Raw genomic sequence first — 18,765 nt, forward strand, 5'->3', positions numbered from 1 at the left:
TCTCTTGCAGGTTGAGAACTTCGGTTCTCGATGAGACGGGGCTATAGCTCAGGCGGTTAGAGCGCTTCACTGATAATGAAGAGGTCCCAGGTTCAAGTCCTGGTAGCCCCACTCCATCTCCTCGCGGGGCCTTAGCTCAGTTGGTAGAGCGCTTGCTTTGCAAGCAAGATGTCAGGAGTTCGAATCTCCTAGGCTCCACAGTTCGAAAGGCCGCCCGCGGGCGGCCTTTCCTCGTATCCGGGCTTCACGGCGCGCCGGCATCAGCGCCAGCGGTGGATGACGAGCCACCGCCCGGCGTCGTCGACGGCGAGATCCGCGACCTCCGTGACGCCGTCGCTCGCTCGCCGGATCGTCGCGCGCCAGCCGTCACCCGCCGGGCGGCCGTCGACGCGAGGTGCCGAGCCGAGTGCAGTGGGGCGGTCCACCACCCGCCAGCGCTCGCCGTCGAGCACGAGGCGCTGCGGGCAGCCGGCCGGGTCAGACCAGACGGCGACAGGGACGGGAGCGGGTGCGATGCGCATGACGAACCTCCGAGAGCGAATGTTCTAGAAGACTATGCGCGGGCTCCGACATTCTCTCGTTACTGCGTTCTATCCTCTCTCGTTCGTCAGCTCGGCGGCGCCGTCGTGCCGCGCTCGATGAGCGTCGGCGGGATGAGCACGTGCTGCGGTTCAGCGGACGGGTCTTCGATGCGAGCGAGGACGGCGCGAGCGGCCACGGCGCCCACCTCGCGGCTGCGGTCGTCGACGGTGGTGAAGGAGAGGTAGCGGCTGTTGGCGAGCGGGGAGTCGTCGTAGCCCACGAGGGAGACATCATCGGGGATGCGGCGCCCGTGCTCGCGCAGCGCGGCCGCTGCACCCAGCGCCATGACGTCGTTGGCGGCGGAGATCCCGGTGACGTCGGGGTGCTCGGCGAGCAGGTGCCGGGTGGCCTGGAAGCCGCTCTCCTCCGTCGTCTCGTCCTCTCCGCCCGCCACGAGCGGGTCGAGACCCGCCTCGCGCATGGTGGCGACGAAGGCGTCGCGGCGCAGCGTGGCAGAGCCCCCGGCGCCGGTGAGGTGCCCGATGCGCCGGTGCCCGAGATCGAGGAGGTGCCGCGTCGCGAGAGCGGCCCCTGCTGCGTCGTCGTTCGCGATGGTGTCGGCGCCCGGCACTTTCTGCGCCCGCCCTCCCACCAGGGCGACCGGCACCGGGACGCGTGCAGCGGAGGGGTCGGGCTCGGCTGCGATGACGATCGCCTCGGCATGCGTGGCGACGAAGCCGTCGACGGCGTGGCTGTCACGGCGCAGGTCGGCCACGCTCACCTGGAACCCGCGCTCGTCGAGCACGTCGCGCATGCCGTCGAGGAGGTCGACGAACCAGAGGTTGCGGAAGTCGTCGATCACGAGGCCCACGTTGCACGTCCGCATCCCGGCGAGCGCCGTCGCGGCGCGGCTGGGGCGGTAGCCGAGCTCCTCGATCGCCGCCTGGATCGCCGCGCGGCGCTCGTCGCTCACCTTCGGCGACCCGTGCAGCACAAGGGAGACGAGAGACTTCGAGACGCCCGCCCGGACGGCGACGTCGTAGATCGTCGGTCTGCCCGCTCTGGCCATCCGGAACCCCTCATGAAGTCTTTGACAGGACATTTGGTCGTGATCTAGTCTACCTGTTGTACCGCTCCAACGGACGCCGCCCCCCCCATCCTCGAAGGAGAGATCTGATGCCCGAATCGCTCGGAGTCGCCGTCATCGGCGCCGGCATGGCGGGGCGCGCGCACGCCGCCGCGTACCGCACGGCGCCGACCGTCTACGACAGCACGCTGCCGCCCATCCGCCTCGTGTCGATCGGCGACGTCAACGCCGAGTTCGGCAGCCTGGCCGCGCGTCGCTTCGGCTACCAGCGGAACGACACCTCGTGGCAGGCGATCGCGGCGGCCGACGACATCGACGTGGTGAGCGTCGTCGTCGCCAACCACCTGCACCGCGAGATCGTCGAGGGCCTCCTCGCCGCCGGCAAGCACGTGCTGTGCGAGAAGCCGCTGAGCGACAGCCTCGACGACGCCATCGCCATGGCGGATGCCGCGCGCTCGGCGTCCGGCGTCGCGCGCATCGGCTTCACCTACCGCCGCTCGCCCGGGATCGCCTACATCCGCGACCTCGTGCGGTCCGGCGTCCTCGGGCGCGTGCTGCACTTCAGCGGCCGCTACTGGACGGACTACGCGGCCGACGCGCGCATCCCGATCAGCTGGCGCTTCAAGGGCGCCCCCGGCTCTGGCGCTCTCGCCGACGTCGGCAGCCACCTCGCCTACATCGCCGAGTTCATCGGCGGCGACATCCGCGAGGTCTCCGGCGGCCGCTTCGCCACGGTGATCTCCGAGCGTCCGAAGCCCCTCGGTGCCGTCATCGGCCACGAGCACGGCGCGGTCTCCGACGAGCTCGACACCGTCGAGAACGACGACTACGCCGCGTTCTCATTCGACTTCGCGGATGGCGGTGCCGGCGCGATCGAGGTCTCCCGCGTCGCCGCCGGCCACGCGAACTCGCTCCTCCTCGAGGTGTTCTGCGAGAACGGCTCGGCCACCTTCGACTTCCGCAACCCCACCGAGATCGGCCTCATGCTGAACGAGGGCCCGATCGCGCAGCGCGGGTTCCGCCGCGTGCTTCTCGGTCCAGAGCACCCCTACATCCGCGGCGGCCTGGCCATGGACGCCACCACGGTCGGCTTCGGCCAGAACGAGGGCTTCGTCTACCAGGCGCGCGCCTTCCTCGAGGAGGTCGCCGGACTCCCGGCGGAATCCTCCCTTCCCCGCTGCGCGACCTTCGACGAGGGCGTGCACAACATGCGCCTCCTCGGCGCGGTCGCGGAGTCCGCATCCCGTCGCGGCGCGGCCGTCGACGTCGCCACGGGGGTGCTCGCATGAAGCTCGGCGTCTACAACGCGATCCTGCACGACCGCTCGCTGCCCGAGGCCCTGAAGGTCGTCTCCGACCTGGGTCTCACGGGGATCGAGCTGAACTCCGGCGGCTTCCTGCCGGCCGTGCACATCCCGACGTTCGACGACATCCTGGTCTCCGACGCCGCGCGCGACGACTTCCTCGGCCTCTTCGAGGGCACCGGGGTCGAGATCGCCGGCCTCAACGCCAACGGGAACCCGCTGCACGCGAAGCCGGAGATCCGCGAGAAGCACGCGGAGGACATCCGCCGCTCCATCCGCCTCGCCGCGCGCCTGGGTCAGACGCGTCTCGTCACCATGTCGGGCCTCCCCGGATCCGACGCGACGGCGAAGCACCCGAACTGGATCGTCAACGCGTGGAACTCCGCCGCACTCGACGTGCTGGACTACCAGTGGGGCATCGCGACGGACTTCTGGCGGGAGACGGACCGCCTTGCGGCCGATCACGGCGTGAAGGTCGCGCTCGAGCTGCACCCGCAGAACATCGTGTTCAACACCCGCGACGTCCGCAAGCTCGTCGAGCTCACCGGCGCCACCCACGTCGGCGTCGAGCTCGACGCGTCGCACCTGTTCTGGCAGCAGATGGACCCCGTCGCGGTCGTCCGTGAGCTCGGCGAGCTCGTCTTCCACGCCGCCGCGAAGGACGTGCGCGTGAACCCCGAGACGGCGAAGCTCTACGGCGTGCTCGACAACGGCTTCCGCCGGCTCGACCCGTCGGAACCGCGCACGAACCTCGGCGGCGACGAGTGGGCGAACGAGTGGCCGAAGCCGGCCGCCTGGGACTTCGTCGCCCTCGGCAAGGGCCATGACACCGCGTACTGGACGGAGTTCCTCCGCGCGCTGCACGAGGTCGACCCCGACATGCGCGTCAACATCGAGCACGAGGACGTCGAGCTCGGCCGCATCGAGGGCCTCGAGGTCGCCGCGAAGGTCCTGCAGGACGCCGACCGCGCGCTGCAGGAGTCACTCGTGTGAGCTCACGGCCACCCGCTCGCCGGCAGTCGCGCGCGGGGCGAGCGGATGACCGTGCTCGCGGGACGACGACGGGTTACGGAAAACCCGAAAGAAGCTCTCCGGCTGACTCGGCGGCGCCCGCGGCGGCGCCACCATAGCTTGGAGGCATGACCACACAGCTCGCCCCCGCGACTACCGCTCGGACGTCGACGCCACTGCGCGTCGCGGGCGCCGTCGCGCATCTCGCGGCGCTCGCCTTCCTCGGCGCCGTCGCGTTCACCGTGCTCCTGACGCTGCTCGGCGTCGGCATCGGCCTGGTCCCGGTCATCGGGATCGGCCTCCTCCTCCTCGTCGGCCTCGTCTACCTGCTGTACGGCGTCGCGTGGCTCGAGACCGCCCGGGTCGACGGCCTGTACGGCTTCGGACTCCCCGCCCTCGCCTGGCGGCCGCGAGTCGGTCCCGGCTTCGGCGGGTACCTGCGCACGCTGCTGCGTCAGGCCGTCGACGCGCCCATGTGGCGGGCGCTCGCCAACCTCGCGATCGCGACGTTCTTCGGCGCGCTCGTCCTCACGCTGCTGCGCACCCTCGTCGCGTCGATCGTGACCTGCTTCGCGCCGCTCGCGGGCGCCGAGACGGTGCGGACGGTCTTCGGGCTCGAGATCGCCACCGCGTGGGCCATCCCCGTCGGCATCCTCGGCGCGCTGGTGTCGGCGGCCGGCATCATCGGGCTCGCGCTCCTTCACGGCGTGCTGAGCCGGGCCATCCTCGTGCCCTCGCAGGAGGAGCAGCTCGCCGCACAGGCCCGCACCTCCGACGCGCAGCGCGCCGGCGCCGTCCGCGCCTCCGAGGTGGAGCGCACGCGCATCGAACGCGACCTGCACGACGGCGTCCAGCCCCGCCTGGTGTCGGTCGGCATGACGCTCGGCCTCGCGCAGCAGAAGATCGACGGCGACCCCGACGCCGCCCGCTCGCTCATCGAGGAGGCGCACACGTCGACGAAGGCCGCCATCACCGAGCTGCGCCAGCTCGCCCGCGGCATCCACGCCTCGGTGCTCGACGATCGCGGCCTCGACGCCGCGCTGTCGGCCCTCGCCGGGCGCTCGCACATCCCCGTGCACCTCGACGTGCGCATGGATGGCCGGTGCAGCCGCGAGGCGGAGGCCGCGGTGTACTTCGCGATCGCCGAGTCGCTCACCAACGCCGCCAAGCACTCGCGCGCAGCCGAGTGCCGCGTCACGGTGCGGCGCCGCGACGACGGCGTGCTGTGGGCGCGCGTCGAGGACAACGGCATCGGCGGGGCCCGGGTGCTCCCCGGCGGCGGACTCGACGGCATCTCGAACCGCATCCTGTCGGCCGGCGGCGCCGTCCGCCTCGACAGCCCGAACGGGGGCCCCACCGCCCTGGAGGTGAGCGTCCCGTGCGCATCCTGATCTGCGAGGACTCCGTCCTCCTCCGCGAGGGCCTCATCCGCCTCCTCGAAGACGCGGGCCACGAGGTCGTCGCGGCCCTGCCCGACGCGGGGGAGCTGCTCGAGGCGGTCGCGGCGTCCGCCCCCGAGCTGTGCATCCTCGACGTCCGCCTGCCGCCCACGTTCACCGACGAGGGCATCCGCGCGGCGATCGCCGTCCGCGCCGCCCACCGCGAGCTTCCCGTCCTCGTGCTGTCGCAGTACGTCGAGGAGCGGTACGCGAGCGAGCTCATCACCGCGCACGGTGCGGCGATCGGGTACCTGCTCAAGGACCGGGTCGCCGATGTGGCGGACTTCCTCGAGTCCGTGTCGCGGATCGCGCAGGGCGCGACCGTGCTCGATCCCGAGGTGGTCGCGCAGCTGCTGAGTCGCCGCACCCGCGACGAGCGGATGGCCCGGCTCACCGAGCGTGAGCGCGCCACCCTCGCGCTCATCGCGGAGGGCAAGTCGAACCAGGCGATCGCCGGCGTGCTCTTCGTCTCCGAGGCGAGCGTCGAGAAGTACGTCACCGCCATCTTCCAGAAGCTCGGCCTCGAGCCGGGCGAATCGGGCAACCGCCGCGTCCTCGCGGCCCTCGCCCACATCGAGAACACGGGCGGAACGCCCGAGACAGGAGCGACACGATGAGCACCCCCACCACCCCGCCGCCGTTCGAGTCCGCGGCCCGTCCGCCGGCGCCGGCACGGCCGTCCGCCCCTCAGCCGGGCGGCAGGACCGTCGCCATCGTCGTATCGGTGATCGGCGGCGTGGCGCTTCTCGGAGCCGCCCTCGGCGCCGGGGTCTCCGCCGCTCGCGGCGCTGCCGCCGGCGACGAGCTGCTCACCGCGGATGCCCACGGCGTCCAGGCTCTCTCCGTCGACGCATCGGCGTCGTCCTTCTCCGTCGCCTACGCCGACGTCGACGAGGCCGTGCTCGAGGTCACCGCCGGCGCGGGCGGCGGGTGGTCGCTGTCGCGTCGCGGCGGCGAGCTGATCGTCGACCGGCGCGGCGGGCTCTTCGGAGGATGGACGTTCGGCGACTGGTTCGGCGGCGGGGAGGACACGGCCGTGCTGACGCTGCCCGAGGGGCTGCGCGACGCATCGCTCGACGCCGACCTCTCCCTGGGCGGCGGCAGCCTCACCGCGGAGGGGACCTTCGGCGAGGTGCAGGCCGACGTCGGCGCGGGGTACCTGAGCCTCGAGGGAGCCGCCCGCTTTCTCGACCTCGATCTCAGCGCCGGGCAGGCCGAGGTGACGCTCGCGGGCGTCGAGCGCGCGGACTTCTCCATCGCGGCCGGCCGCGTCGACGCGCTGCTGCGCGAAGACGCTCCGGCCGAGGTCTCGGTCGATGTCAGTGCCGGTTCTCTCGACCTCGCGCTGCCCGACGCCGAGTACGCGGTGACGTCGGACGTCGCAGCCGGCGACCTCGACAACCGGCTGGACGTGTCGAGTGCGTCACCGCACCGCATCCAGGTGGACCTCGCCGCCGGCGACGCCACGCTGCGCCCGAGCACCGGGCTCTGACGCCGCCTCTGCAGCATATTCCGAGAACGGCATCTGCCCCTCCTTCGCATACCGCTCAGGCCATCCGGACCCGCCCCCGCCGCACGCTTTTCGCGTTCGGCGGGGGCGTGCCGGAGGATGGATGCATGGCCCAGGATCGTCACCGCCGCGTCATGGAGAGCGTGCGCAGAGCGCTGTGGAGCGACTCCTCCCACGCCGCGCCGACGGAGATGCTCACGGTCATCGACGACGCCATGGTCGTGCGGATCATCGACCTCGCCATGCGCGTGTGCGAGGTGATGCTGTCGGTCGGCGCGTCGGCCAAGGAGGTCGTGCTGGCGGCGCTGCGCATCACCGGCGCCTACGGGCTGAAGAGCGTGCACGTGAACGTGACGTACAACTCCGTGATGGTCTCCGACCACCGCGGCGGCGACGGCCACCCCGTCACCCTCATGCAGGTCGTCCGGTCGGCCGTGCCGGACCATGCCAAGCTGCAGCGGCTGCAGGCGCTCGTCACCGACATCGAGGAGGGCCTGGACCTCCGGGAGGCGCGGGCGCGATTCCGCGAGATCCGTCGCACGCCCTTCCTCTATCGGCCAGCGGTCGTCATCTTCGCGCAGGCCATGCTCGCCGTCGGCGTCGGGGTGATGTTCGGGGCATCGTGGATCGTCCTCGTCGTGACGTTCCTCGCCGCGCTCGGCGTCGCCGTGTCGCAGGCGGGGCTCGCGAAGCTGCGTGTGCCGATGTTCTTCACGCAGATCTCCGGCGCCTTCGTGCTCACCATCGCGACGGTGATCACGGCCGTGCTCGCTCAGATGGGCGTGGAGCCCTTCACCGACGTGCGGCCGACCATCGTCGTGTCGTCCGGGATCGTCCTCATGCTCGCGGGGCTCGCGGTGGTGGGCGCTGCCCAGGACGCCATCGACGGCTTCGCGCTCACGGCCGGCGGGCGCATCCTCGAACTCACCCTGCAGACCCTGGGCGTGGTGCTCGGGATCGTCGTCGGCCTGCAGCTCGCCAGCGCGATGGGGGTGGGGTTGCAGCTGCCAGCGGAAGCGCTGCCGCTCGGATCGTTCCCCGGCCAGATCGTCGGCGCCATCCTCGTCGCCGTCACGGTCGCGGTCGTGAACGGCGCGGGTCTGCGCATCGTCCTGGTGAGCGTGCTGCTCGCCGCCATCGCCTGGATCGGCTACGCGATCCCGTCTACCGCCGGGGTCGATGCCGCCGCCTCGAGCTTCGTCGGGGCGTTCGCCGCCAGCCTCTTCGGCGCCTTCATCGCCTATCGCCTGCGCGTGCCATCGGTCGCCGTGACGACCGCCGCGATCGTGCCGCTGGTGCCAGGGTCCGCGGTCTTCCGCGGGCTCCTCGGGTTCGTGGAGGCGGGCGACGACACCGCGCGGCTCATCGTCGCCGCACAGGCGCTCGTCACGGCGGGGATGATCGGCATCGCCCTCGCCGCCGGCGCGACGTTGGGCCTGTTCATCGGGTCGCCGCTGCGCGCCTCGCTCGACGGGGTGCGCACGCGCGTGCGCACGACCGCCCGGCCGCGCGCCGCTGCAGGTGCCGGGCGGATCGTCGCGGTTCCCCGCCGGGACGCGTCGGACCCCGGCGCCCCTGCTCCGGGTCAGTAGGCTGACGCCATGGATCTCAGAGTCGCCGCGTACGCCGTCATCGTCGACGACCAGGATCGTGTGCTGCTCTCGCGCTGGATCGAGGGATCGAAGCCCGCGTGGACTCTTCCCGGCGGCGGCATGGACCCGGGGGAGCACCCCGAGCACACCTGCCGCCGCGAGGTGCGCGAGGAGACGGGCTACGAGGTGGCTCTCGGCGGCGTCCTCGGCGTCGACTCCGCCGTGATCCCCGCACGGAAGCGGCTCTCGGGCGCAGGCGACCTCCAGGCCCTGCGGATCGTCTACCGCGCGACGATCGCCGGGGGGTCGCTCGCCTACGAGATCGACGGCTCCACCGACATGGCCGAGTGGATCCCGCTGTCGCGGGTGCGGTCGATCGAGCGCGTCTCGCTCGTCGACACGGCGCTGCGGATGGCGGGGCTGCTGTGAGAGAGGAACGCCCCGTGCACAACCGGATCCTGCTCGTCAACGGACCGAACCTCAACCTCCTCGGTACCCGCGAGCCGGAGGTCTACGGCTCGGACACGCTCGACGATGTCGTCTCCCGGGTGGAGCGCACCGCGTCGGAGTTCGGCTTCGCCGTGCGCGCGGTGCAGAGCAATCACGAGGGCGCTCTCATCGACGCCATCCAGGCCGCGCGCGAGGACTGCGATGCCGTGGTGATCAACCCCGGCGCCTTCACTCACACGTCGGTGGCGCTGCGCGACGCGCTCACCGGCGTGCACCTGCCGTTCGTCGAGGTGCACATCTCCAACGTGCACGCTCGCGAGCCGTTCCGGCACCACTCGTACCTCTCCGACGTGGCGAGCTGCGTCATCGTCGGGGCCGGGGTGCAGGGTTACGTCTTCGCCGTCCAGCGGATCGCGGCGCTGCTCGCGAGCTGAGATCAGCGGATGGCGGCGATCGGATCGGTGATGTCGGCGACGGTGGCGCCGTAGGCCGCGATCAGGGCGTCGGCGTCGACATAGAGGGTGTGACCGGGGGCTCCCGCACCCATGGAGACGCGCTTCCCGACCATCCGGACGTCGGCATAGACAGGCCAGTCGTGCGTCGAGCCGAGCGGCACGATGGTGCCCCGCTCGTAGCCGGTCGCGGCGAGGGCCAGCGGCGGCTCGGGCAGGCGCAGCTTGTTGACGCCGACCACCGAGCGGAGTTTGCCCCACGAGATCGCACGGTCTCCCGGCACGAGGGCGAAGTAGTACTGGTCGCCCTTGCCCTTCACGACGAGCGTCTTGACGATGTCGGAGGGCGCGATGCCGCGCAGCGCCGCCGCCTCCTCGAGGGAGCCGGCGGCCGGCGACGCCTGCACGTCGATGTCCAGGCCGCGCGTGTGGGCGGCCTCGCGCACGCGGCGCGTGGCGTCGTCGGCGGTCATCGCGAAGTCAGCTCGAGCCATCCGGGCGCGCGCCTTCGGCCAGACGATGTCGTCTCACCGGAGGGACACGGCCGGATTCGGCGTCGCGTGTCGGTTCGGTGAGACGACATCGTCTGATGCGGGAAGGGCGCGGCGCGCTCAGGCGTCGGGCGCGGCCAGCGGGTCGTCCGCCACCCACAGCTCGTCGTCGGCACGCAGCGTCTGCCACGCGGCGTAGAGCACGCCGACGGCCGCGCCGATGCCGAGGATGAAGGCGATGACCGGACCGGCGCTCGACTTCTTCTTCGGCGGCGGGACGGGAGCCGAGCCGAGGTGGGCGAGCTTCGCACGGGTGCCGGCCGAAGCGTCCCAGGCGGAGAGCGCCTTGCCTGCGACGGTGCCGGTGACCGGCAGCAGCGAGAGCTGAACGAACTTCTTCGAGGCGCTCATGCTGCGATCGACGTAGGGGCGCGCGCGGTCCACGTAGGGTCCGACGTGCTCGTGGTACTTCTCCTCGACCGTCGGGGCGACCTGCTGCCGTCCGAACGTCTCGAGCTGGCGACCCGCCTGCTTGGCGAGCTCTGCAGCGCTGGCGGCGACGACCTGCTGTGCCTCCCAGACATGCGCCGCGGACTGCTGGAGCTTCTTGAGCTCCTTCTTCTGCTTTTTGCTGAGGTCGAGGCTCACGTGTGCCCTCCCGCGTCGATGGGGTCTGCTTTCGACCATCCTGCCAGATGCCGTCGCGGATCAGCTCCGCCCTTGCGGACTCTGCGAGAATGTGCCCATGACTCAGCACACCGCCGTCGCGACCATCCACACCAACCACGGCGACATCGTGGTCAACCTCTTCGGCGACCACGCGCCCAAGACCGTCGAGAACTTCGTCGGCCTGGCCGACGGCTCGAAGGAGTGGACCGACCCCCGCACGGGCAAGCCCGGTGAGGGAGCGCTCTACCAGGACGTCATCTTCCACCGCATCATCCCGAACTTCATGATCCAGGGCGGCGACCCCCTCGGTCAGGGCGTCGGCGGCCCCGGCTACCAGTTCGACGACGAGATCCACCCGGAGCTCGACTTCAACGCTCCCTACAAGCTCGCCATGGCGAACGCCGGCAAGCGCCCGAATGCGATCACGGGCAAGATGAGCGGCACCAACGGCTCGCAGTTCTTCATCACCACCGACCCCACGCCGTGGCTGCAGGGCAAGCACACGATCTTCGGCGAGGTCGCCGACGACGCCTCGCGCGCGGTCGTCGACGCGATCGCCGCGGTTCCGACCGGCGCCGGCGACCGTCCTCGCCAGGACGTCGTCATCTCGTCGATCGACATCGCGTCGGTCTGACGGCGTGACCACCGCCGGCCGTCCTCGCAACACGGACGACTTCTGCTATCGGCATCCCGATCGGCAGAGCTTCGTCCTGTGTCAGCGGTGTCTGCGCACCATCTGCGCGGAGTGCCAGACGCAGGGGCCGGTCGGCGTGGTCTGCCCCGAGTGCATGAAGGAGCAGCGGAAGAGCCGCACGAGCGCCCAGCGACGCGCTGAGCGCCGCTGGGGGAGCCGGTCCGTCTCGGCCGTCGGCGGCCGCCCGCGCGCGATGGGATGGATCGCAGGCGTCACCGCCGCGGTCTACCTCCTGCAGATGCTCGACACCTACGCGCTCGGCGGCGCCCTCGGCGTGCAGTACTGGCTGATGTTCTATGCGCCCGCGCTGTACCCCGACCTCACGGCCGTGTTCCAGCCGTGGCGGCTCGCCACGGTGGCGCTCGTGCACGGCGGCTTCTGGCACGTGGGGCTCAACCTGCTGTCGCTCTGGATGATCGGGCGCATTTTGGAGCCGATCATCGGCACCGCGCGCTTCCTCGCCGTGTACGCCCTGTCCACGATCGGCGGTTCCGTCGCCGTGGCGCTCCTCGCCTTCTCCACACCCGTCGTCGGCGCCTCCGGAGCGGTGTTCGGGCTCCTCGGCGTCCTGCTCGTGATCGGTCGGCACCTCGGCGGCGACATCCGCGGCATTCTCGTCGTGCTCGGGATCAACCTCGTCATCGGGTTCGTGCCGGGGTTCAACGTCTCCTGGCAGGCGCACGTGGGCGGGCTCGTGACCGGCCTCATCGTGGGGCTCATCCTCTCGCGCGCCAGCGAGCGCAGCCGACGCGGGCTCCGCATCGCGCTGCTGTCCCTCGTCCTCGTGGGGCTCCTCGCGCTGCTGGCGCTCCCGCCGGTGCTGCATCCCGCCGCGTTCGCCTGACCAGCGCCATCCTTCAAGGGCCGGACCCGCTGGGTCCGGCCCTCTGTCGTCCTCGGGTGAGTTCTCCACAGGTTCTCCACAGCTGTGGGAAGGTTCTCCACGGTTAACCGGACGTTCTGCACGGGCTCTCCACCGGGTTCTCCACCTGATTCCCCCACTTCTCCACCGAGTTATCCACAGTGTTATCCCCACTTGGGGATGAATTACACGACTGTTGTTCACAGCTGTGGGCGGTTCTGGGGATGAACTACACGGTTGTCATTCGCCCGCGGATCCCGTGAGACCCCTCAGATGCTCCCTCCCGCTCTCCTGTGGCAAACCTCGTTGGCGTAGGCTCGCCCTCGAGCGCGAAAGGATCTGCAATGACCGACACGCTGCAGCGCGGCCCCGACCACGACTCCCCTCGGCGCGCCAGGCGCACCGCGAAGAAGCGTCGTGGCGCGTGGACCGCGGTCCTCACGATCTTCGGCGTCCTGCTCCTCGTGGGGGGAGTGGCGATCGGCGCCTCGACCCTCCTGGCTCCGCAGGCCGTCGAGCATGCCTACGGCACCGTCAAGGTCGGTGTGGCCGAGAAGGTGCAGGAGGTGCAGGAGGAGGTCTTCGAGGAGCTCCCCAGCGTGAAGAAGGGCGCCTCCGGCGGCAAGACCGAGCTCGACTGGTGCGACGGCACGTTCACCGAGATGCTCTCGTACGAGCGCGAGGGCGTCCCACCGGTGTGGGCGGCCCACAACAACTGCGGTGGCGACGTGATCCTCCCCTGGGAGAAGGGCCAGCGCCTGCGCATCGACGGCAGCGATCAGGTCTACGAGATCGTGGACATCCGCTACACCTCGAAGATCTGGTCCTCGACCGCCGACCTCGTCGGCCTGCAGGGCGAGTTCGCGCTGCAGTCCTGCTTCTACGGCGAGGACCGGATGAAGTTCATCGGCCTCGAGCCCGTGGAGTAGCGCAACCACGGCAGCGCGCCGAGGCACGCCAGCACGGGTATCGCGAGCAGCACATACATCGTGCCGTAGGAGTCGAGCAGCCACGGTTCCGATCGCGGCAGGAGCAGCGCCCCGGCGAGGAGCGGTGCGACAACCGGCGCGAGCGTGTTCGCGACATTGAAGATCCCGAGCCCGAAGGCCGATGACTCCGGCGGCAACGCCGCCTGAACGAGCGAGCGCGTCGCGGTGTAGCCTGCTCCGATGCCGACGCCGGCGACGGCGGTCGCGACGAGGAACGGTCCGATCGCTGTGGCCAGGCCGCGGCCCACCATCGCCGCCGCGAGCAGCACGAGCCCGACGGCGAGGATGCTGCGGGGATCGGCCCTCGCCAGCGGGCTCGACGCGATGAGGGCGGCGGTCGCCGCGACTCCGACCGCGCCCAGCAGCGTGGCCAGCGAGACGAGGCGCACGGCCTCGACCTCCGGCAGCCGCCACCGGTCGAGGAAGAGATACAGCCCGAAGGTGAGACCGGCCGCGAGTTCCACCGACAGCACGAAGCGGACGAGAGCTGCGGCGAGGAAGGGGCGCGTCAGCACGGGCCGAATGGCAGGACGCACGTGACCGGTTCGACTGGCGGGGCCGTCGTCGTCCGGCAGGCGGCGAGCGATGAGCAGGATGGCCACGGCCGCGACGGCGGGGACGGCCAGGATCATGCCGGTGACGCTGTGCGGGAGGAGCGCCGCGAGGGCGAGTCCGGGGAGCGCGCCGATGATGGACGCCGCGGAGAAGACGCCGGCCGCACGCGTGCGGTTCTGCGGGGTGAGGTGGGCGGAGAGGAGCCCGTTGATGGCACCGAAGCACGCGTTGTAGGCGGCCTGCGCGAGCATCCATGCCGCCGCCAGCCAGACGGCGTCCGCCGCGAACACGACGGCGGCCGAGGCGAGGAGACCGGCCACCGCACCGCCCGCCAGCCAGACCCGTCGACCGACGCGGCTGCGGTCGGCGGCCCAGCCGAACAGTGGATTGGCGACCATCGCCGTGGCGGAGCCGGCCGCGACGACCATGGCGAGAGCGGGCGGCGCGGCGTCCGCTCCCACGAGGCTCCGCACGAGGATGGAGAGCCCCACCACGGCGGGCGCGGTGAGCGAGCCGAGCACCGCGCATTGTGCGAGCGCGAGCAGGAGGATGCGCCTCACGGTGCGTCCGGCGGGTCGAGGAGATTCAGGATCGCGGCCCGGGCCAGCGCGTCATCGCGCGTCGTCACCCCGAGCTTCCGATACAGCGAACGCAGCTGCGCCTTCACGGTGTTCACGGATACGAAGAGGCGGTCGGCGATCTCCGCGCGGCTCGCGGTCTCGGCGAGCGCCTGCAGCACGATCGCCTCGCGTGGGCTCAGCAGCGGATGCGTGCGATCCTCGACGGCCGGATCGGGGCGCGCGCCGAAGGCGTCGAACCCCCCGCGGAGCACCGCTGCGGTCCCGTGTTCGTCCGCCGCCGCGAGGATCGCGAGGAGCCGCTCGCGATCGGGCGCGGTCATCAGCTGCAGCGGCCACCGCAGGCCGTGCTCCGCGAGCGTCGCGGCGATGCGCGCGCCGGCCGCATGCGCGGCGTGCTCCTCTCCCCGGAGGAGCGACCGATGCACGTCTGCGGTGGCCGCGAGCATCTCCTCGATGGGAGTCGGTTCCGAGGCCGGCAGAGGACCGGTCGCCGAACTCTGCAGGGCCAGCACCGTGCGCAGGAGCGACGATGGTCTGCGGATGCCGAGGCGCGAGGGCTCTCCCGGGGTCCCGGTGAGGAGGTCGAGGAGCGCGCCGGTCACCGCGAGGCGTTCCCGCGTCGCCGGGAGCGTGGATCGCCGGGTGCGCGTGCTGCAGGTGCGCTGGAAGCGGTGGGCAGCCTCTCGACGCCGACCCAGCATCGTCTTGGCGAGCGCACGGGGCGTCACGATGAGATCCCAGTGCTCGATCGTCGCCAGGTGCGGATCCAGGACGTCGAGTTCGGCGAGTGCCGCAGCCGGATCAGCATCGTCGATCATCGCCCACGCGCGTGCGATGCGCGCCGGGGCGCCCATGTACCCGTCACGCCAGGTCTGCGGCCAATCCGCGTCTTCGATCGCCGCCAGGCTGCGCCGCGCCGCGTGAGCCCGTCCCTCGAGGGTGTCCAAGAGAGCCAGGCCCGCCAGTGCCGCGTTGCGGCGATGTCGGAAATCGTGCCGCTCGGAGAACTCGATCAGCAGGGCGAATGCACGGCGAGCGGTGGCGTGGTCAGGTGCGTAGAGCGCGCTGATCCCGCTCTGGTACAGGACCGTCCCCACGATCTCGGCGAGTCGGGGATCGGTCGGGAGCCCGTCGAGCAGTTCGACGCATCGTCGAGCGGCCTCGGCCATCCGCCGCTCCTGTCCGAGCATCCGCCAGACCAGGCTCTCGAGCCCTCGAAGGATCGCGGTCTCGACGGGGCCGGTGCTGCGTGCCTGCAGGCGCGACATCACGGCTGCCGATGCGAAGAACTCGGGCGCGCGCCGCTGTGTGGCGGGGTCGGCATTGAGCACGAGCCCGTACCAGAGGGCGAGCAGCGGATGGCGATGGATCTGCACCGCGGGAACGCGCCGGAGGAGCGCCACGACCCGCGAGCCCTCCTCTCGACGGAAGGGGAAGGCCCGCAGTGCGACGTGGGCGGCGAACTCCAGGTCGCGTGCCTCCAGCGCATACTCCAGCGCGGAGAGGTCGTCCTTCAGCTCGTCGAAGAGCCAGTGCGCGATGATGCGCCGGAGCTCGGCGAGGCGGCGTGGATCCCGCGCGGTGAGGTCGACGACCGCCTGCGCGCGCACTGCCGCGTGGAAGCGGAACAGCTGCGTCCCGTCGCTTGCCTCGCCCCGGTATCCGGCGCCGGCGTGCTCGAGACGACGAAGGAGTGCGCCCGCGTCGTCTCGCCCCGTCATCATCGTGGCGAGTGCGGTGTCCAGGGCGGGAGCGAGCGCGAGCTCGGCGACCAGGTGCCGGAGGCCGGGTTCCCCCACCCGTTCCGCGACCTCGAGCGGGGTGGTCGGAGGGGCGGACGCGGTCGCCGCGAAGTCCTGCTGCACGAGGACGCGGCGGGAGATCGTCGCGCTCTCGATCTCGAGTGCGGTGGCGGAGGTCGTGGCGATCACGCAGCGCATCCTGGGGAGATCTCCGAGCACGTCGAGGAGGTCGGCGGCGATCTGATCCGACACGGTCGCGTCGCGCGGGAAGCCGTCCACGACCAGCGTGACGGGGCGGTCGACTTCGCGGAGAGCGCGTGTCAGGGCGGCGGCTGCCGCCTCGGGGGCCTCGGACAGCGCGGTGATCTCGCGGTACAGCACCGCGTCGGCGATGAGTCCGCGCGCGTGCGCCTGGGTGAGGGCGCGCAGCCAGAAAGCCGCCGCAGCCGAGGCAGCGGAGTCGCCGTCGATCCATGCGATCGCCGTGCCCACGTGGTCTGCTCGCGCGACCCAGTGCGCGAGGACGTTGCTGGCATCGCGGAAATCGCGCAGGATGCAGAGCCGCTCCGGGCCGTCGAGCACCGCGAGGAGGTCGTCGGCGACCACGACCTCTGTCGATGGGAGGAGCATCGCCGGGAATGACGCGCGCGAGGTCATCGGACAGGAAGGATCGGGCTCGCCTCAGGCGAGCGCGTGGTGCGGCGCCGTCACCGCCACTGCGTCGTCATGAGGAAGCCGACGAACGCGATCCCGAAGCCGATGACGAGGTTCCACGCGCCGATGTCGGGAATCGGGAAGGCCATCCCGGAGAGGTAGAAGACGAGGATCCACACCAGCCCGATCAGCATGAAGGCCACCATGACGGGCTTGAACCAGACGGGGTTCGGGCCCTTGCCGGTCTCGGGCTGCTCGAGGGGTTCGTCGCCCTGGGATGCTCGTGCCATGGGCAGGAGTCTACTAGGACGCTCGAGTGGTTCCGGGGCTACCGGCGCGCGGCGTCCGCGGTGGGCTTGGGAGGAGTGGGCGTCGGCGACGGGGTGGCTTCCTCGCCCGTGCACACGCCGAGGCGGATCGTGGACTTGATCGGCACGGAGCCGATGGCCGACTGGGAGACGACGCCAGGCTGCGACGACGGCTCGCAGGTGTCGTCCTCGACGACCTCGGGGGTGAGCCCGAGCTCGGTGAGCGCGCTCTCCGCCGCTTTCAGCGAGAAGCCGCGGAGGTCGTTCACCTGCACGCGGCCGGTCGCGACCTCGAGGTCCACGGTGGCGCCGGCGGGCAGCTCGTCGCCCTCGGCGACCGTGTCGCCGTCGGAGTGCACGCTGAGGACGGTGGACTCCGCGTGAGCGGCGTCGTCCACGGGGAGGATCGCCCCGAGGGAGAGGCCCGCCTCGGCGATGGCGTCCCGCGCCTGCTTCTCCGTCATGCCGACGAGTGCGGGCAGGGCGGCGACCTCCGGTCCGTCGGAGACATGCACCTCCACCTGCTGCCCGGGGCTCATCGAGACGCCCTCGTCGGGCTGCGTCTCGATGACGATGCCCTCCTCGACGGTGTCGCTCGCCTCGTCGCGGCGGACGGGCGCGAGTTCCGCCGCCTCGAGCTCCTCGACCGCGCGCTCGTAGGTCATTCCCGCCACATCCGGCACGATGCGCGCGCTCGCCGGCGTGCCGTCCCACGGGCGGATGGTCGCGAGCCAGAACACGAGGGCGACGATGAGCACTGCGATGAGCGTGACCGCCGACCAGATCCAGGCGACCGGCGGGCCGGACTGCGTGCGCGGCATGGTGGTGTCGCTGGAGAGCTGGCGCAGCGTCTGCGCGGTCTCCTGCGCCTGCCGCGGGCTCGGCCCGTAGAGCTCGCTGGTGAGCGTGTCGAGCTCGCGCTGCGTGGGCGCCCGGCCATCCAGCGCGGCGTCGAGAGCCTCACGGAACCGAGCGGCGTCCTGATAGCGCTGGAACGGGTCCTTCGCGAGCGCGCGCAGCACCACGGCGTCGAGCGCGCGGGGCAGCTCGGGGTTGAGCGCGGAGGGCGTCACCGGGGTCTCGCTGACGTGCTGGTACGCGACGGCCACGGGGGAGTCGCCCCGGAACGGCGGGCGGCCGGTCAGCAGCTCGTAGAGCACCACGCCCGCCGAGTAGAGGTCAGCGCGCGCGTCGACGGCCTCGCCCTTCGCCTGCTCGGGCGAGAAGTACGAGGCGGTGCCGAGGATGGCCGTGGTCTGGGCGACGGTCGAAGACGAGTCCGACACGGCGCGGGCGATGCCGAAGTCCATGACCTTCACCTGGCCGGACTCCGTGATCATGACGTTGCCCGGCTTGATGTCGCGGTGCACGACACCCGCGCGGTGGGAGTACTCGAGGGCCTCCAGGATCCCATCGACGTACCGGACGGCGACGGCGGGCGCGACCGGACCGCGCGCGACGATGTCCTTGAGGAGCGTCCCGCTGACGAGCTCCATGACGATGAACGGCACGGGGCGCAGCATGCCGGTCGCGTCGGTCTCGCTGTCCTCTCCGGCGTCGAACACGCGCACGATCGAGGCGTGCGCCATCCGGGAGGCGGCCTGCGCCTCGAGCCGGAACCGCGTGCGGAAGGTGCTGTCGCTCGCGAGATCGCGTTCGAGGATCTTGATCGCGACCGTGCGGCCGAGCTTCTCGTCGTATCCCCGGAAGACACTCGCCATGCCGCCTCGGCCGATCAGCTCGTCGACCCGATAGCGGTCGACGAGCACGCGTGTCTCGGCCTTCACGGATGGACCCCCCTGGAGAAGCAGGCGGGGTCAGCTTAGCCCCACCCGCTGAACGTCGGCCCGGCAG

Annotated in this window: 19 protein-coding genes and 2 tRNA genes; 13 read left to right on the top strand and 8 right to left on the bottom strand. The window is 71.3% G+C overall.

Annotated elements, in window-relative coordinates; all coding sequences use genetic code 11:
- The first annotated feature begins 37 nt into the window (after positions 1–37).
- Positions 38–111 (top strand) — tRNA-Ile (locus QWJ90_RS13470).
- Between the two features lie 14 nt (positions 112–125).
- Positions 126–198: transfer RNA gene (locus QWJ90_RS13475), tRNA-Ala, on the top strand.
- Positions 199–260: 62 nt separating this feature from the next.
- Here the strand turns inward: QWJ90_RS13475 and QWJ90_RS13480 are convergent.
- Together QWJ90_RS13480 and QWJ90_RS13485 are read right to left on the bottom strand one after the other, a co-directional pair.
- On the bottom strand, positions 261–521 hold the full coding sequence (locus QWJ90_RS13480; RefSeq protein ID WP_290108369.1) for a hypothetical protein: 261 nt from the start codon (positions 519–521) through the stop codon (positions 261–263).
- A gap of 86 nt (positions 522–607) precedes the next feature.
- Positions 608–1,591 (bottom strand): LacI family DNA-binding transcriptional regulator, encoded by a 984-nt coding sequence (locus QWJ90_RS13485; RefSeq protein ID WP_290108370.1) that lies wholly within the window; start codon positions 1,589–1,591, stop codon positions 608–610.
- Positions 1,592–1,698: 107 nt separating this feature from the next.
- On the opposite strand from QWJ90_RS13485, the gene QWJ90_RS13490 reads away from it, so the two are divergent.
- The 8 genes from QWJ90_RS13490 (at position 1,699) to aroQ (ending at position 9,348) form a co-directional block, all read left to right on the top strand.
- Positions 1,699–2,898, top strand: a complete 1,200-nt coding sequence (locus tag QWJ90_RS13490; RefSeq protein ID WP_290108371.1) for a Gfo/Idh/MocA family protein — start codon at positions 1,699–1,701, stop codon at positions 2,896–2,898.
- Entirely contained in the window at positions 2,895–3,905 is a 1,011-nt protein-coding gene (locus QWJ90_RS13495; protein ID WP_290108372.1) for a sugar phosphate isomerase/epimerase family protein, read from the top strand. Before QWJ90_RS13490 ends, QWJ90_RS13495 begins: the two co-directional genes overlap by 4 nt.
- A gap of 146 nt (positions 3,906–4,051) precedes the next feature.
- Positions 4,052–5,314, top strand: a complete 1,263-nt coding sequence (locus QWJ90_RS13500) for a sensor histidine kinase (RefSeq protein WP_290108373.1) — start codon at positions 4,052–4,054, stop codon at positions 5,312–5,314.
- The gene (locus QWJ90_RS13505; RefSeq protein ID WP_290108374.1) at positions 5,302–5,979 is read left to right on the top strand and encodes a response regulator; all 678 of its coding nucleotides are present in this window, start codon (positions 5,302–5,304) and stop codon (positions 5,977–5,979) included. The genes QWJ90_RS13500 and QWJ90_RS13505 overlap by 13 nt, the downstream gene beginning before the upstream one ends.
- Positions 5,976–6,854: a hypothetical protein gene (locus QWJ90_RS13510; RefSeq protein ID WP_290108375.1), complete on the top strand. Its 879-nt coding sequence runs from the start codon at positions 5,976–5,978 to the stop codon at positions 6,852–6,854. The genes QWJ90_RS13505 and QWJ90_RS13510 overlap by 4 nt, the downstream gene beginning before the upstream one ends.
- Before the next feature lie 125 nt (positions 6,855–6,979).
- Positions 6,980–8,464: a threonine/serine ThrE exporter family protein gene (locus QWJ90_RS13515; RefSeq protein WP_290108376.1), complete on the top strand. Its 1,485-nt coding sequence runs from the start codon at positions 6,980–6,982 to the stop codon at positions 8,462–8,464.
- Between the two features lie 9 nt (positions 8,465–8,473).
- On the top strand, positions 8,474–8,893 hold the full coding sequence (locus QWJ90_RS13520) for an NUDIX hydrolase (protein ID WP_290108377.1): 420 nt from the start codon (positions 8,474–8,476) through the stop codon (positions 8,891–8,893).
- A 14-nt stretch (positions 8,894–8,907) separates the two neighbouring features.
- Positions 8,908–9,348: a type II 3-dehydroquinate dehydratase gene (aroQ, locus tag QWJ90_RS13525; protein ID WP_290108378.1), complete on the top strand. Its 441-nt coding sequence runs from the start codon at positions 8,908–8,910 to the stop codon at positions 9,346–9,348.
- A 2-nt stretch (positions 9,349–9,350) separates the two neighbouring features.
- Here the strand turns inward: aroQ and QWJ90_RS13530 are convergent, their stop codons facing one another.
- Both QWJ90_RS13530 and QWJ90_RS13535 read right to left on the bottom strand, forming a co-directional pair.
- A complete protein-coding gene (locus QWJ90_RS13530; RefSeq protein ID WP_436836707.1) occupies positions 9,351–9,860 on the bottom strand; it encodes an aminoacyl-tRNA deacylase in 510 nt (169 codons plus the stop codon).
- Positions 9,861–9,977: 117 nt separating this feature from the next.
- The gene (locus tag QWJ90_RS13535; protein WP_290108379.1) at positions 9,978–10,505 is read right to left on the bottom strand and encodes a DNA helicase; all 528 of its coding nucleotides are present in this window, start codon (positions 10,503–10,505) and stop codon (positions 9,978–9,980) included.
- A gap of 97 nt (positions 10,506–10,602) precedes the next feature.
- Here QWJ90_RS13535 and QWJ90_RS13540 point away from each other — a divergent pair, with 97 nt between their 5' ends.
- The 3 genes from QWJ90_RS13540 to QWJ90_RS13550 all read left to right on the top strand — a co-directional run bounded on the left by QWJ90_RS13540 (position 10,603) and on the right by QWJ90_RS13550 (position 13,011).
- The gene (locus tag QWJ90_RS13540; protein WP_290108380.1) at positions 10,603–11,160 is read left to right on the top strand and encodes a peptidylprolyl isomerase; all 558 of its coding nucleotides are present in this window, start codon (positions 10,603–10,605) and stop codon (positions 11,158–11,160) included.
- Positions 11,161–11,164: 4 nt separating this feature from the next.
- Positions 11,165–12,064 carry a rhomboid family intramembrane serine protease gene (locus QWJ90_RS13545; RefSeq protein WP_290108381.1) on the top strand — a complete coding sequence of 300 codons (900 nt, stop codon included), beginning with the start codon at positions 11,165–11,167 and terminating at the stop codon, positions 12,062–12,064.
- A 362-nt stretch (positions 12,065–12,426) separates the two neighbouring features.
- Positions 12,427–13,011 carry a hypothetical protein gene (locus QWJ90_RS13550; protein WP_290108382.1) on the top strand — a complete coding sequence of 195 codons (585 nt, stop codon included), beginning with the start codon at positions 12,427–12,429 and terminating at the stop codon, positions 13,009–13,011.
- Here QWJ90_RS13550 and QWJ90_RS13555 read toward each other — a convergent pair.
- The 4 genes from QWJ90_RS13555 to pknB are packed head-to-tail and all read right to left on the bottom strand — an operon-like array spanning position 12,963 to position 18,698.
- On the bottom strand, positions 12,963–14,186 hold the full coding sequence (locus QWJ90_RS13555; RefSeq protein WP_290108383.1) for an MFS transporter: 1,224 nt from the start codon (positions 14,184–14,186) through the stop codon (positions 12,963–12,965). The two genes, QWJ90_RS13550 and QWJ90_RS13555, sit on opposite strands and share 49 nt — an antisense overlap.
- Positions 14,183–16,606 carry a LuxR family transcriptional regulator gene (locus tag QWJ90_RS13560; protein WP_290108384.1) on the bottom strand — a complete coding sequence of 808 codons (2,424 nt, stop codon included), beginning with the start codon at positions 16,604–16,606 and terminating at the stop codon, positions 14,183–14,185. The genes QWJ90_RS13555 and QWJ90_RS13560 overlap by 4 nt, the downstream gene beginning before the upstream one ends.
- A gap of 50 nt (positions 16,607–16,656) precedes the next feature.
- A complete protein-coding gene (locus tag QWJ90_RS13565) occupies positions 16,657–16,893 on the bottom strand; it encodes a cell division protein CrgA (protein ID WP_156242600.1) in 237 nt (78 codons plus the stop codon).
- Positions 16,894–16,931: 38 nt separating this feature from the next.
- A complete protein-coding gene (gene pknB, locus QWJ90_RS13570; RefSeq protein WP_290108385.1) occupies positions 16,932–18,698 on the bottom strand; it encodes a Stk1 family PASTA domain-containing Ser/Thr kinase in 1,767 nt (588 codons plus the stop codon).
- Positions 18,699–18,765 lie beyond the last annotated feature (67 nt).

This window comes from Microbacterium oryzae (genome assembly GCF_030406385.1).
In the GTDB taxonomy this organism is placed as follows: Bacteria; Actinomycetota; Actinomycetes; order Actinomycetales; family Microbacteriaceae; genus Microbacterium; species Microbacterium oryzae_A.